Annotated in this window: 13 protein-coding genes; 6 read left to right on the forward strand and 7 right to left on the reverse strand. The window is 42.3% G+C overall.

Annotated elements, in window-relative coordinates:
• The first annotated feature begins 290 nt into the window (after positions 1 to 290).
• The 3 genes from N5J47_RS08705 to N5J47_RS08715 all read left to right on the forward strand — a co-directional run bounded on the left by N5J47_RS08705 (position 291) and on the right by N5J47_RS08715 (position 2,401).
• On the forward strand, positions 291 to 746 hold the full coding sequence (locus N5J47_RS08705; RefSeq protein ID WP_267980240.1) for a bacteriohemerythrin: 456 nt from the start codon (positions 291 to 293) through the stop codon (positions 744 to 746).
• 249 nt (positions 747 to 995) lie between these two features.
• The gene (locus N5J47_RS08710) at positions 996 to 2,078 is read left to right on the forward strand and encodes a hypothetical protein (RefSeq protein ID WP_279959581.1); all 1,083 of its coding nucleotides are present in this window, start codon (positions 996 to 998) and stop codon (positions 2,076 to 2,078) included.
• Entirely contained in the window at positions 2,078 to 2,401 is a 324-nt protein-coding gene (locus N5J47_RS08715) for an RnfH family protein (RefSeq protein WP_279959582.1), read from the forward strand. Before N5J47_RS08710 ends, N5J47_RS08715 begins: the two co-directional genes overlap by 1 nt.
• A gap of 53 nt (positions 2,402 to 2,454) precedes the next feature.
• Here the strand turns inward: N5J47_RS08715 and bamE are convergent, their stop codons facing one another.
• Entirely contained in the window at positions 2,455 to 2,853 is a 399-nt protein-coding gene (gene bamE / locus N5J47_RS08720) for an outer membrane protein assembly factor BamE (RefSeq protein WP_004676608.1), read from the reverse strand.
• Positions 2,854 to 2,964: 111 nt separating this feature from the next.
• Between bamE and fur the strand changes: the two genes are divergently transcribed.
• Complete coding sequence (gene fur / locus N5J47_RS08725; protein ID WP_004682786.1) at positions 2,965 to 3,402, forward strand: ferric iron uptake transcriptional regulator; 438 nt, start codon at positions 2,965 to 2,967, stop codon at positions 3,400 to 3,402.
• A 101-nt stretch (positions 3,403 to 3,503) separates the two neighbouring features.
• On the opposite strand, the gene N5J47_RS08730 is transcribed toward fur, so the two are convergent.
• Together N5J47_RS08730 and N5J47_RS08735 are read right to left on the reverse strand one after the other, a co-directional pair.
• A complete protein-coding gene (locus N5J47_RS08730; protein WP_279959583.1) occupies positions 3,504 to 4,622 on the reverse strand; it encodes a PilT/PilU family type 4a pilus ATPase in 1,119 nt (372 codons plus the stop codon).
• A 24-nt stretch (positions 4,623 to 4,646) separates the two neighbouring features.
• On the reverse strand, positions 4,647 to 5,684 hold the full coding sequence (locus N5J47_RS08735; protein WP_267980244.1) for a type IV pilus twitching motility protein PilT: 1,038 nt from the start codon (positions 5,682 to 5,684) through the stop codon (positions 4,647 to 4,649).
• A gap of 126 nt (positions 5,685 to 5,810) precedes the next feature.
• On the opposite strand from N5J47_RS08735, the gene N5J47_RS08740 reads away from it, so the two are divergent.
• On the forward strand, positions 5,811 to 6,497 hold the full coding sequence (locus tag N5J47_RS08740; RefSeq protein ID WP_279959584.1) for a YggS family pyridoxal phosphate-dependent enzyme: 687 nt from the start codon (positions 5,811 to 5,813) through the stop codon (positions 6,495 to 6,497).
• On the opposite strand, the gene N5J47_RS08745 is transcribed toward N5J47_RS08740, so the two are convergent.
• The 3 genes from N5J47_RS08745 to N5J47_RS08755 all read right to left on the reverse strand — a co-directional run bounded on the left by N5J47_RS08745 (position 6,494) and on the right by N5J47_RS08755 (position 12,255).
• Positions 6,494 to 7,285: a transglutaminase family protein gene (locus N5J47_RS08745; RefSeq protein WP_279959585.1), complete on the reverse strand. Its 792-nt coding sequence runs from the start codon at positions 7,283 to 7,285 to the stop codon at positions 6,494 to 6,496. The two genes, N5J47_RS08740 and N5J47_RS08745, sit on opposite strands and share 4 nt — an antisense overlap.
• 101 nt (positions 7,286 to 7,386) lie before the next feature.
• On the reverse strand, positions 7,387 to 10,983 hold the full coding sequence (locus N5J47_RS08750; RefSeq protein WP_279959586.1) for an AAA family ATPase: 3,597 nt from the start codon (positions 10,981 to 10,983) through the stop codon (positions 7,387 to 7,389).
• Positions 10,984 to 10,992: 9 nt separating this feature from the next.
• Positions 10,993 to 12,255 carry an exonuclease SbcCD subunit D gene (locus tag N5J47_RS08755; protein WP_279959698.1) on the reverse strand — a complete coding sequence of 421 codons (1,263 nt, stop codon included), beginning with the start codon at positions 12,253 to 12,255 and terminating at the stop codon, positions 10,993 to 10,995.
• Between the two features lie 154 nt (positions 12,256 to 12,409).
• On the opposite strand from N5J47_RS08755, the gene N5J47_RS08760 reads away from it, so the two are divergent.
• Positions 12,410 to 13,192: a crotonase/enoyl-CoA hydratase family protein gene (locus tag N5J47_RS08760; RefSeq protein ID WP_279959587.1), complete on the forward strand. Its 783-nt coding sequence runs from the start codon at positions 12,410 to 12,412 to the stop codon at positions 13,190 to 13,192.
• Positions 13,193 to 13,250: 58 nt separating this feature from the next.
• On the opposite strand, the gene N5J47_RS08765 is transcribed toward N5J47_RS08760, so the two are convergent.
• A complete protein-coding gene (locus N5J47_RS08765) occupies positions 13,251 to 13,904 on the reverse strand; it encodes a hypothetical protein (RefSeq protein WP_279959588.1) in 654 nt (217 codons plus the stop codon).
• Between the last annotated feature and the right edge of the window lie 127 nt (positions 13,905 to 14,031).

Consider the following 14,031-nt stretch of genomic DNA (forward strand, 5'->3'; position numbering starts at 1 on the left):
ATTCGTATTATGGAAATATCGGCTTAAACAAGATTCGGGTTACTAAAGTATAATTTAAAATAATAAAAAATTGTTTTTATTTCAATAAAATAATGTAGTTAATTTTCTTGTTGGTTAAAAAATACTTGAGTGTTTTGATCGGTAATAATATTAAATTAAATAGAAAACAATAGGTTAATTCTTTTTGAGTGAAAATGTTTAAAATCTGACAAAAATGCTGTGTTTTTATTTAAAAAATTTGTCGATATGATGTTTTTATTCACTAAATAACGTTGGTTTTCAGGTGGGGTGTGGGGATGAAGTGGTCTGTCGAATATAATACTGGAATAGACGTCATTGATGATCAGCATCGTCGTATTCTGGATTATATTAATGAAATTGCTGATTTAAAATATGCCAGTGATCGGGTAAAGATGAAAGGGATTCTGGATAATATTATTGATTATACCCAGTCACATTTTATCTTTGAGGAAAGCTTGCAGGAAGAGGCAAACTATAAATACCGTATACCACACAAACGTGTACATGACTTATTTATCAAGAAAATAGAGTCCTATCGAGAGCGTTTTGAGTTGGGGCATGACATTGACCAGGAACTGCATGAAGTCCTTTCAAAATGGCTGATTAACCATATTCGCCATGATGATGCGGATTATGTGGGTGCAGTCAAAGAAAATATGATGGGTATCATTAGGGAAAATGAAAAGAAAAAGGGGAAAAACTGGTTCTCCCGTTTCTTCTCATAATAATAAGACAATAAAAAAAGATCCCTTATGATAAGAAATAATAAGATGAATAGGCATGATAAATAAGGGATCGAACGAGTAAAATAATAAATGATGCGCAGCAAATCATCTGAATGGGTGATTTGCTTTTTTCTTTCGGCATCTTTTGTTTTGATTTTCAAGCTTGAGAAAGGCAAAATAGATTGAATATTTCATTGTAAGCTCCATAAAGAAGTGCAATGAGTTCAAGGATTTTTCAAGGAATGCATTATGCAGGACACCGCTCTGTCACGCTGGCTGGCTCCAGTGATGGCATTTTGCTTATCTTTTGTCATGATCACAACATTGGCCCCTACCGTTGGTATCCAGATTGATCGTCAATTTGACTTCTGGCTGTTGTGGTTGGGTACTATGTTTGTGTTGGCATTACCCATTGGCTATCTTGAAATTGCTTTAGCAAAGCGTTCACAGACCACAGCATTACAGGCACTTTCCAGCTTAACACGTGATGCGGATGCCTCACCTAGATGGCGTCTGGTTGGCTGGTTGGCTGTGATTTTTGTTCCCTTTTTTACAGGGAGTGTTTTAACCACAGCAACGCATGTGGTCGCTCTGCAACTTGCAGCAGATGTGTCCAGCCAAATTATTTTTGCGGTTTTGGCAATCATTGCTGTTGGCCTGTCCTTTATTCCACGTTTATTCTTAATTGCACTGACAGCAATTGGTGTGATTGCCGCATTTATCCTTGCCAATGTCATGGGAACCCAGTTACAGGCATGGCACTGGACGGGAGTCGAGTTTAGAGAATGGGGCAATGCAACCGTTTTGGCCCTGGTGGCCAGTGGTTTAGGTTTGGGGCTCTATTGGCAGAGCAGCCTATCTACAATTAAAAAGCAGGAAAATGCAACTTCAGCAACATTACCGATCTGGATAGCCCAGTTATTTGCCGTGATTGCTTTTGGATTCTTTTCAATTCAGGCCCAGCTTTCAGCTCTAGTTTGGGTATTTGCTGCAATCATGTCAGCCGCGTTATTGATTCAACTGGCGAAAGAACAGTTGGCACAACGTCAACTTGCGGTCATTGTGCAGTGGGTGATTATTGTTGCTGCCATTGCAGTTTGGATCATACCTCAGGTTGAGCAAATCTTTAATGTTTTACTGATGTTATGGGGACTGGTGATTTGCCTGATCTATGCCATTTTTGCAGGCTGGATCATGAAGATTAGCCATTTGCGTAAAGCCATGAATTTTAGCAATGAACTGTTTTATAACCTGTGGCGTATTGCCGTACGTCTGGTGTTGCCACTTTCCATTATTGTTGCGATGGTGGCCGTTATTGGACAAAGTCTATAATGGAACAGGGCAAGCAAGTCTGGGTTGCCTTTGCCAGCCCTGAGCAGCAATTTCATATCGCCGTTGCCTTTATTGAAGGCATGACTGCATTGCAGGCAATCCAGAACAGCGGCTTAGCTGATCAGGTCTGTTTACCTGAACCTTTGCAGTTGGGCGTTTTTGGTTCAAGAATTGAGGCTGAAACAATATTGCAGGCGGGGGACCGTGTTGAGGTCTATCGGGCTTTAACCATTAATCCCAAAGATATTCGACGTAAGCGAGCTGCAAAGAATCCAGTTGGTCGATTTGTAAAGGGTAATCGCTTTAGGCCATCACAGTCATAAATAAAACCCCTCACGAATGCTTCGATGAGGGGTTTTATTTTATGGGAAAGCGGTTATAGTGGGGGCGCAGTCAAGATGGCTTCTTTTGATGCTGGTAAACCAGGCTGTGATTCAGGGATGGTATCCAGGCCCTCAATACGTTGTACATTACCATTTTCGTCAAAGTAAACTTTTAAATGTTGGCCATGAGCTGCTGGTATTTTTGCTTTTTTTGCATAGGTACCTGGTATATAGTTGTAAATGTAGTCCCAGCGCTGTGGATTTAAAGGATCTGTCACAGTTGGACTACCCAGCAAGAAACGGACTTGCTGAAAGCTCATGCCGACCTGTACTTGAGATGCCTGTGCTTTGGTTAAGGGTGTTCCCTGTGGAATATCAACTTTATAAACACCAAAGACTGAACAACCGCTAAGTACTGAAGTGACGAACAACGCCAGCATGATTTTTTGCATTTTGCTACACTATCCTGATAAATGATGATGCATTTGATTCAAGGATAGATCATACTGCATCTAAACTCTATTGCCTATTCCAACTTAAGATTTGTTGAGAGACCTTTTTTCATGCCTATTTCCAACCAAGACTTACGTAAAGCTGGACTTAAAGTCACCCTTCCTCGTATTAAGATTTTGGAATTATTAGAAAATTCAAAGCAACACCATTTAAGTGCGGAAGATATTTATAAAACACTGCTAGAGCAAGGTGAAGACGTTGGTCTGGCAACGGTTTACCGTGTGTTAACACAATTTGAGGCTGCTGGAATCATTCAGCGTCACCATTTTGAAAACAACCACTCTGTTTTTGAAATTATGCAGGAAGATCACCACGACCACCTGGTATGCTTGAACTGCAACAAAGTCGTTGAATTTACGAATGATGTGATTGAAAAAGAACAACATTCAGTTGCAGATCAGCATGGTTTTGCCTTAACTGGACATTCGCTGAATTTGTATGGTTATTGTAGTGATGCTGAATGTCAGGAAGCTTTTCGTAAGAAATAAGTGTTCAAGCTTGTAAAGTTTTTTCAGCTAACCAAAAGCAAACAAATAAAAAAGAGAAAGTTGTTCACAACTTTCTCTTTTTTAATGAATTAAAAAATCGCTTATTGACCATCAAAGGTAATATTTTTGCTGGCACTGAGTAATTGGTCTGCACCTTCTTCTGAAAGTTTGATGGTGAGACGTAAATCGTTTGGCGAGTCTGCATGTTTAAGTGCATCTTTGTAGGTGATTTCACCTGCCTTATAAAGGTCAAATAAGGCTTGGTCAAAGGTCTGCATACCGAGTTCGCGTGAACGCTTCATGACATCTTTAATCTCATGAATTTCGCCCTTACGAATATAATCTGCCAATAATGGTGTATTGATCAAAATTTCAATGGCAGCACGGCGTGAATTACCGTCAGGGGTTGGAATAAGTTGTTGTGCGACCATTGCTCTCATATTCAGCGACAAGTCCATATAAAGCTGGCTATGGCGATCTGCCTCAAAGAAGTGAATGATACGGTCCAGTGCCTGGTTGGCGTTGTTGGCATGTAGGGTGGCTAATACCAAGTGACCTGTTTCCGCAAAGGCAATGGCATAGTCCATGGTTTCACGGGAACGAATCTCACCAATCAGGATGACATCAGGTGCCTGACGTAAGGTATTCTTCAATGCGATTTCAAATGAGTCAGTATCAATACCCACTTCGCGCTGGGTGATAATGCAGCCCGCATGTTGGTGTACAAATTCAATTGGGTCCTCGATGGTAATGATATGGCCTTTTGAATTGTGGTTGCGATAGCTAATCATGGAGGCCAGAGAGGTGGATTTACCTGTACCTGTTGCGCCGACAAAAATAATGATACCACGCTTGGTCATGGCAAGTTCTTTGAGCACTTCTGGTAGTTTCAGGTCTTCCATGCTTGGAATATGCGTTTCAATTTTACGCAGGATCATCCCAGGCATATCACGTTGCTGAAATGCGCTGACACGGAAGCGTGCTGTTTTTTCACGGTTGGTGATGGCAAAGTTACATTCACGTGTATCGGCAAATTCTTTACGTTGCTTGTCAGTCATCACTGAGTTGATCAGTTGACCGACAATTTCACCCGATAACTTGGTTTTGGCAACAGGCACAATTTGCCCGTTAATTTTCATCGACGGTTCAACATCTGCGGTGACAAACAGGTCCGATGCATTTTGTTGAATCATCAGATTAAGTAAATCATTAAAATCCATGTTATTTCTCTAATTCATTTATTTTTATAGGAATGATTCTGGCTGTTTTGCTGCGGTACGAGCAGTTTGAGTATTGATGATTCCCTTGGATACCAGTGTTTTCAGACTTTGATCCAGTGTGGTCATACCATAGTTTGCACCTGTCTGAATCGCAGAATACATTTGGGCAACCTTGTTCTCACGGACAAGGTTACGAATCGCTGGAATACCGATCATGATCTCGTGTGCTGCAACACGACCGCCACCATTCTTTTTCAAGAGGGTTTGGGAAATCACGGCTTGCAGTGATTCTGAAAGCATGGCACGCACCATGTCTTTTTCTTCAGCAGGGAATACGTCAATCACACGGTCAATGGTTTTTGCTGCTGAGGTGGTGTGTAACGTACCAAATACCAAGTGACCTGTTTCCGCAGCAGTCAATGCCAAGCGGATAGTTTCGAGGTCACGCATCTCACCGACCAGAATAATGTCAGGGTCTTCACGCAGTGCTGAACGCAGTGCTTCATTGAAGCCATGTGTATCACGGTGCACTTCACGCTGGTTGATCAGGCATTTTTTAGACTGGTGTACAAATTCGATTGGGTCTTCAACCGTTAAAATGTGGTCATAACGGTTTTCGTTGATATAGTCGATCATCGCGGCAAGTGTGGTTGACTTACCAGAACCTGTCGGTCCTGTTACCAGTACAATCCCGCGTGGATAATCACAGATTTCCTTGAAGATTGAACCAAGGCCAAGGTCTTCCATGGTCAAAACCTTTGATGGAATGGTACGGAACACCGCACCCGCACCGCGGTTCTGGTTAAACGCGTTCACACGGAAACGGGCAATGTTTGGAACTTCAAATGAAAAGTCTGTTTCCAGCTTTTCTTCATAGTCACGACGTTGTTTATCGTTCATGATGTCATACACCAGACGGTGTACATCTTTATGCTCAAGTGCTGGCAAGTTGATTCGGCGAACTTCACCATCCACACGAATCATAGGAGGCATACCCGCTGAAAGGTGTAAATCCGAAGCACCGTTTTTGACTGAAAAGGCGAGTAGTTCTGTAATATCCATAATTTCCCCGAAACAAACCAAAATGTCTCATTATTTTGTAGAATAATATACGGCTTTCATTCAGGCTTACCAACACCCTGAGTCCTATCAATGTAAAAAAAGATTTTACAAGTGAGAACTGTGTCAATGAATCAATCGCAACAATCCCGCCAATCCGTATTAGATCAGATTCAACTGGCGTGTGAGCGTGTTCAGCGTGATCCTGCATCAGTGCAGTTGCTGGCTGTTTCAAAGACCCATCCCAGCCAAAGCCTGCGGGATATGTATCAGGCTGGACAGCGTAGCTTTGGGGAAAACTATTTGCAGGAAGCGTTGACAAAAATTGATGAGCTACAGGATTTAGAGATCGAATGGCATTTTATTGGTCATGTACAGCGCAATAAAACCAAACATTTGGCGGAAAAGTTTGATTGGGTGCATGGGGTGGATCGCCTGATTATTGCTGAACGTTTATCCAGTCAACGTCTGGAAACGCAAGAGCCTTTAAATATCTGTATTCAGGTAAATATTGATTGGCAAGACAGCAAGGATGGCTGCCAGCCTAATGAGGTTGCTGAATTGGTTCAACAGATCAGTCAGCTTCCAAACATACGTTTGCGTGGGCTGATGGTGATTCCAGCACCAGAAAATAGTGCCGCATTTGCTGATGCAAAAACCTTGTTTGAGCAGGTTAGGTCACAACATGCACGGCCTCAAGATTGGGATACCTTGAGTATGGGGATGTCAGGTGATCTGGACGCGGCCATTGCAGCAGGTTCAACCATGGTCAGAGTCGGGACAGCGCTGTTTGGTGCACGGGACTATCATCATTAGAGCTTGGTAATTTGGGGTTTGATTTTGATCAGTTCGGCTGTTCCAAATAAAGAGGCAAAGGGTACATCTTTAGCATCCAGACCTGTACCAACCCTTACAAACTCATCAATCGCTCCCATATTTGTTGCATCAAACAGTATCCATTGTTGACCCAGATAAACTTCAAAAATGGCATGGAAATCAGGTAGTGCCTTGTAAAAAGGCATATAGCCAAACACGAAACGGGCTGGAATATTCAAGGCGCGGCAAATGGCAATACCTAAATGGGCAAAGTCACGACAGACTCCAGCCCGATTGATGAGAATATCTTTTGCAGAGGTTGTGTTGTTGGACGATCCAGATTCATAGTTAATATTGTTATAAATCCAGTCACAAATGGCCTGTACCCGTTGATAGCCTGTAGGGGAATTGCCAAAGGTACGGATAGCCATATTGACCAAAAGATCAGATTCACAAAAACGGCTGGGTGCAAGATAAAATAAGCTTTCAGCAGGAAGTTGAGCAATAGTATTTTCAACCGCATCAAGAGGACGTTGAGGAATGTTGGTTTCAACATGGGCGGTATAATGTAGGCGCACCCGACTGTTTTCTGCTGCTGAAATGCGTATTAATCGGTTGGAAGACTGATCCCGTTCAAAATGTTGTATGTTCAATTGAGCTGGTGTAATGGAAACATGCTCTGCAAGCGTATGTTGCCATTCATGTTGGGCTGCTTCGACTTGGAAAATAAACTCAGTGGCTTGAGAGACTGAATATTCAAGTAGGCAATCAATATGGAATTTTGACATAGTTAAATTCTAAAGTAATGAGCGAATCGTAACAGGTTAAGCTAAGCAAACAAAATGCCAAGTTGGATTTGCGAGTTTTTAAATCAAGCGTTGGGCTATTATTAACCCACCACTTCAATCCGACTTGAACCTGACCCGACAGGCTGGACCTGAATCTGTACAGGAATTCGTTCATGCATTTCCTGAATATGTGAAATTAAAATCACTTTACGACCCTGGCTTTGTAGCTGATCCAAGGCATTCATCACCATGTGCAATGAAGATGCATCCAGCGTGCCAAAACCCTCATCAATAAACAGTGATTCGATTTTCATGGAACCCGAAGCCATATTGGCAATCGCCAGTGAAATCGCAAGGGCAGTGAGGAAGGATTCTCCACCAGAAAGAGAAGCAACTGAACGGGTTTCGCCATCCATATCATGGTCAATAATTGCCAGACTGAGCGAGTTTTCCAGGCGCTTTAATGTGTAACGCTGTGACAGCATTGCCAATTGCTGATTGGCATATTCCAGCAAAATATCCAGATTATATTGTTGTGCCAAATCACGGAAATCTTTGCCTTTAGAATCGCCAATCAAGCTCGAAATCTTGTTCCAGCGATGTTCCTGCTGTTGCACCTGTTGAATTTGATCGGCAAACTGTTTTTGCTTGGCAAGATTTTGTTGATGTAATTCGAGTTGAACTTTATATTGATCGCGTTGTTCAAGTTGCTGTTGCAGTTTGTCCTGATTTGAATGAATCAGTTCGGTCAGTTGTTCATGTTGAATCTCAGGTTGCTGTTGCTGGTGTTCATTGAATAGCTGTTGCGCGGTTTTAAGCGCATAGGCGGCCTCACTCAAGACACGATCCGCATTTTGTAGCGTTAAGCGGATTTGCTGTTCCTGTGTGGAAGAAATGGCTAGCAATTGACTGAGTTGCTGTTCTTCAAAATGCACGTGCTGCGTCAACCATGCACTGATTTGTGTTGTGCATTGCGTGAATGCATGTTGATTGTGCTGGTGCTGTGCTTTGAGTTGCTCTAGTTCATTTTTTTGTTGCTCAAAGTTTTGTCGTGCCTGTTCGAAATTCTGTTTCACCTGCTGATATTGATGCTGCACTTGCTGACGTTGTTGATCATGTTGATGCAACCATTCATTGGCTTTCAATTCAGTTGAACCAGCCATTGCCAGAATGAGTTGATTGGCAGCCTCACTATTTTGTTGACCCTTTTTCGCAATTTCCTGCAATTGTTGATTCAGTTCAGTATGTTGTGTGCTTAAACTATTCAGATTTGATATTAATAAATTAAGCTGTTGTGAGCTGTACTGTTGTTGTTTGCTGAGTCCGTCCGCATGCTCAAGCTGTTGCAGGCGTTGTTTTAAACGTTGCACAATCTGTTGTGTTTGGTTAAGTGGTTGTTCCAGCCAAAGTGTTTTCTCATGTGAATCCAGACAGTCAACAATATGCTGAATCTGTCGTTGTAACTGCTGTATGGTTTCCAGTTGATAGGCCGTATTCTGGAGGGTCTGGTTTAAATGAAGCTGCTGTTTGCTGGCATGGCTGAGCTGTTGTAATTCCTGCTCAATCTGTTGTTTCGCTTGTGTAGATTGAGCGCTTAAGTGATGTAATACTGTCTCAAGCTCGTGTTGAGCTAAATTGAAATCGAGTTGAATATGACTTTGAGTCAAATATTGCTGTAACTCTTGTTGTTGAGCGTGTAATTTTTCCTGAGTTTGTTGCAAGACTGTTTGGCGCTGTTTTTGCTCAGATTGAAGTTGGGTAAATTGTTGCTGTGTATTCTGCCAAAGCTGGAAGCACTGTTGCTCTTGTTGTAGCGCCTGTTGTTCCTGCTGTTGCTGTAATGCATATAGGGCTTTCGAAACTGGACTTTCATCCTCACGATAGGGATGTTCAGTACTGCCACAGACCAGACACGCTTCACCTTGTTTCAGTTCAGCACGTAAATGTTCAATATTCTCTGCATGGAGTAAGCGTTGCTGTTGCAGGATGTGCTGCAATTGTTCCCGCTCGGTTTTTGCTGCCTGAAATTCACTTTCTGCTTTTTGAGTATTTTGCTCAAGCTGTTGATACTGGACTTCTATCGTATTTAGTGTGTGTTGCAGCTCTGCCACTTCTTTTTTTAATTGAAAATGATGTTGTAGTTTTTGTTGAATCACATCCAGTTGATTCAGCTGAGTCAACACTTGCTCTTTCTGTGCCTGTTTCTGCTCAAGGGTGCTATCAATCTGCTGCGTTGTACCAAACTGCGTGATTAATTGCTCAAGTTGGCTTTTATCTTGCTCAAGTTTGCTTTGAGCCTGTTGAATATTCCCCAGCGTATTTTCAACTTTTTGATAGTGTTGAATAAACTGCTCTAGTTGCTGCACATGGGCATACAGTCCCTTATCTAAAGCTGAAAAGTGGGCATTTTGCTGTAATTGCTCAAGGCAGGATGTCTGTTGTGTACTGATATTTTGTAGGTTCTGCTCAAGCTGTTGTTGCTGTTGTAGCAAAGGTTGTTGCTGGGTTTCGATGTGCGTCAGTCTGCTTTTGGTTTTTTTATAATCTTCGGCAATATAGTCACGTTCCTGAACGTATTTACGAACCTGACTCAACTCATCTTGATGTTGCAGCTCAAAATTCTGGAACTGTTGCAGCGCCGTTTCTGCTTGCGTATAGCGGACTTTTTCCTGCTCGAACTCTGTGGTTAAGCGACTAAAATGTTGCTGTTTTTGTTGAAGCTGTGGCTCAAGTTGTTGCAGTGTTTTTTGGATTTGCTGCTGTTGAAACACAACAGGACGAATCTCGGAAAAGATTTCCAATTGTTCAAGCAATTGACGATCTGTTGCGAGGGCCGTATGGGCATTGAGCTGCTTTTCATGCTGCTGTTGTTTGAAGATAATTTCACTTTCAAGCTTTTGTTGTTGCTCAAACCATTGCTGTTGTTGCTTGAGTTGTGTTCGCTCGGTTTCAAGCTGTTGGACCTGTTGTTGTGTCTGTTGAAATTGAGTTTGTAAGGCAGCAACTTCCTCATCGGAACGGATTTCGATATGACCTAAAACATTTTCCAGTTGTTTGCGCTGGTTGGTCATTTCACGGGTTTTTTCAAAAGCCAGTTGACCAATTTTGGCAAAGATACTGGAGTTGGTCAGGTATTCCAGCAATTCGCCTCGTTCAGTATCACGCGCCTTTAAAAAAGCGGTAACTTCCGATTGTGCCAGTAAAACGGCACGGGTGAATTGTTCAAAACTGAGCTGGGTAATTTGCTGGATATGGCTTTCGACGGCTTTGGTTTTATCTGCAACCACCACGCCATCGGTGAGGCATTTGAGCGAGCGCTGCACGCTTTGCAATTTACCACTGGCATTTTCACGGGCACGCTTAATTTCCCAACGGGCCTGATAATGTTTTTGGTCTTGTGCCACAAAACACAGTTCAGCAAAGCCATGTCCTGTACCGCGACGTAAAACGGTGAGGGGAGAGTTGGTCAGCAGTTCAGAACCGTCCACGTCCAGAAGCTTACCATCACTTTCTTTGAGGCGGGGAATTTTATTAAAGAGTGCCAGACACATGGCATCTAAAATGGTAGATTTACCTGCACCTGTTTTTCCGACAATCGCGATCAAGCCTGGATTGGCTAAAGGATCGCACTCAAAATCAATAAAGTGTTCACCTGCAAGAGATGCCAGATTTTTTAGTCGAATCGATAAAATTTTCATGGCATGTCCTTAGGAACTTTGATCATCTTCAAGTTTTTTCTGAGCTTCATTCACCAGACTTAAAAAATCTTTGGTGACTTCATCGTCTGCGTGATAACCCTTTTTCTCCCAGATTTGCTGAAATAATTTTTCTGGTGTGGGTGGCTCCAGGCTAATGCTCTGCTTGTTTTCAGCATTACTTTCATTCGATAAATATTGTCTGGAAATACGCACCAGACGGTAGCGATCCTTCGGCAAGGCATCTTCGAATTGTTGGCGCAAATTCGGCTGCGGGGGAATCGCGGTATGATATTCGATATCGACATATTCACGATGGTCGATATTTTCAATTGCACCCTGTGGTAGCTGCCGTAAACATTGCATGACTTCATTGAGCTCACCCTTGATTTTATGCAGTTGAATGCAACGGGGAATTTCAATGGCTTCAAAGCCACAGCAATTTTCCTGTGTTGATGGGTCAATAGTGACTTCAACCACTTGGTGCTTATAGTTGATCTCACTAAAGGAGAGGGGAATTGGAGAACCGCTATACCGAATATGATCTTGCCCAACTTTCTGCGGTTTATGTAGATGTCCCAGCGCCACATAATCAATGCTGTCATCAAACAGGCTGGTCGAAAGTGCCTCTTCATTGCCAATAATAATGGGCCGTTCTGAATCCGAAGTTTCCCCCCCTTGCATATAGGCATGTGACATCAGAATTAAAGCTTGCCCATCGGTTTTGCGCCGTTTGGCCTCGGCAATGAGTTGCTGATGTAAATAGGCAATGGCATTGTGGCTGTTGGTGGTGTGTTCATTAAAGCCTGTAATCTCCGCAGAACGCAGAAAAGGCAGGGCAATACACCATGCCACAATCTGTTTTTGTTCATCGTAGATTGGCAAAATTAAACGATCTAAATCTAAATTATTTTCTTTATTCGGGCGAATTACCCCGACTGTTTTGGCATTATATTTTTCCAATAATGGCTCAACCTGTTCGATGCGATAACCAGAATCGTGGTTACCTGCAATCATCAGGGTTTGCATGTGCGGTGCGCGTTCATGAGCATCGGCAAGGAATTGATACAGTTGTTTTTGTGCCTGTGAACTGGGATTGATCACATCAAAAATATCGCCCGCAATCAGCAAGGCATGGGGCTGTTTTATTTTGATCTGTTGCAGTAACCATGTCAGAAATTGTTCATGTTCATAATGGCGGGAGTGGTTATAAAAAAATTGCCCCAGATGCCAGTCAGACGTATGAAAAAAACGCACGGTCATGAAATCAAAAATCCCTATTTTTGTATGGGAATAAGGTAGCACGTATTTGAATGCAAAGGAGTGTCTTCTAGCGTACAAAAAGTAGTACAAGGCTCAGCTTGATCATTTTTAAGCTATCCTCTAATTTAGAGTCGAAGTTATTATTAAAAAACGAGGAAATACAAAAATGAGTTCAGGAAAAGTAAGCCGCGAAATTATTGATCATATTATGTTAATTGGTTTGGATCGGGTCGCAAAACGAAATGCCTTTGATAGTCATATGATTGAGGATTTATCGCTGGCTTTAACCGAATATGAGAACAATCCTGAATTACGTTGTGCCGTGATTTTTGCACATGGCGACCATTTCACGGCAGGTCTGGACTTGGTGGAATTACAACCCAAAATTCCACAGGGCATTTTTAATTTTGAGGAAAGCCAAATTAATCCCTGGGGTGTTGGTGGTCGGCACAGAACCAAGCCAGTGGTGGTGGCTGTGCAAGGCATTTGTTATACCGCAGGGATGGAGTTGATGCTGAATGCCGATGTGGTGATTGCCAGTGAAAACACGGTATTTGGTCAGCTTGAAGTGCTACGCGGGATTATGCCTTTTGGAGGCGCAACAGTACGTTTTGTGCAAGCCGCAGGTTGGCAAAAGGCCATGCCGTATTTGTTAACAGGTAAGACCTTTAATAGCAAAACGGCTGATCAACTGAATCTTGTGTCTGAGATTGTTGAGAATGGCAAACAATTGCAACGTGCCATCGAAATTGCCAAAGAAATTTGTATTTCTGCACCACTTGCTGTGCAGGCCTTGTTGGCTTCGGCAACCGATGCGGTGACACAAGGGCAGACTTTTACATTCCAGAACATGGACAGTTACCTCAGACCACTGTTTGCATCGCAGGATGCACAAGAGGGAGTGCGTGCCATGCTGGAAAGACGTTTGCCACAGTTTAAAGGGCAATAAAAATTAAAACCGACAATTCATGTCATTATGGATTGTCGATGAATACTTTTAAATCGAATTATCTTCGCTCAGGTTTATATTGTGACTGGATTTTCTTGAGGGCGTGGAACAGATAGTAATGCCGTTCCTGAGAAAGCCCTAAACCAAAACGTATAGGTTGAGCCGCATCAATAAAGACTTGTCCCTGCTGTTTGTTGGATGAGTTGGAGACATAATTCTCACGGATTCTGGTCACTTCATGCCATTGGAACGATTTAGATTTTCCTATTTTTCCAATGCCTGTAAAAACACGTCCACCTTGACGGTCAATGCTTAGTTCCACTTTACCGAATGTCACCATCAGGGTAATAAATCCAAAAAATAATGTGCCAAGAAGAAATGGAATTCCAAATAGGCTTTGTAAAAGGCTGAACTGCTGTTTCGCAATTTGAGTACCGTAAATGCCACCCAATGATCCGCCTGACCAAATTAGCATAAATGGCACAAGAAAGAACGCGATTGGACTTCTTAGCGTTGCCCCAAGCTTAATTTCCTGCATATTGTTTTTATACCAGGCCCCTTTAGGAGGCTGGTTCAGGTCAAATGCAAATGCAGGCCTGTCAAAATGTTCTGAAACACGAAACAGGTGGTTGCATGCTTGGCATTTTCCCATATCGCTTTGAATATTGATATTGTCGTTTGCCACTTCCATTTGACAGTTTGGACATTTCATTTTTTAAAACTTAACTATTTTAATTTTATGAGATTTTAGTATAGCACTGTCATTTTACATTCACATCAGTTTTGTATATTTCAAAGAGATTATTGTCCAAATCGAGAAATTAGCCTTGTCAGCACCA

It is taken from the genome of Acinetobacter sp. GD03645 (assembly GCF_029845285.1).
In the GTDB taxonomy this organism is placed as follows: domain Bacteria; phylum Pseudomonadota; class Gammaproteobacteria; order Pseudomonadales; family Moraxellaceae; genus Acinetobacter; species Acinetobacter corruptisaponis.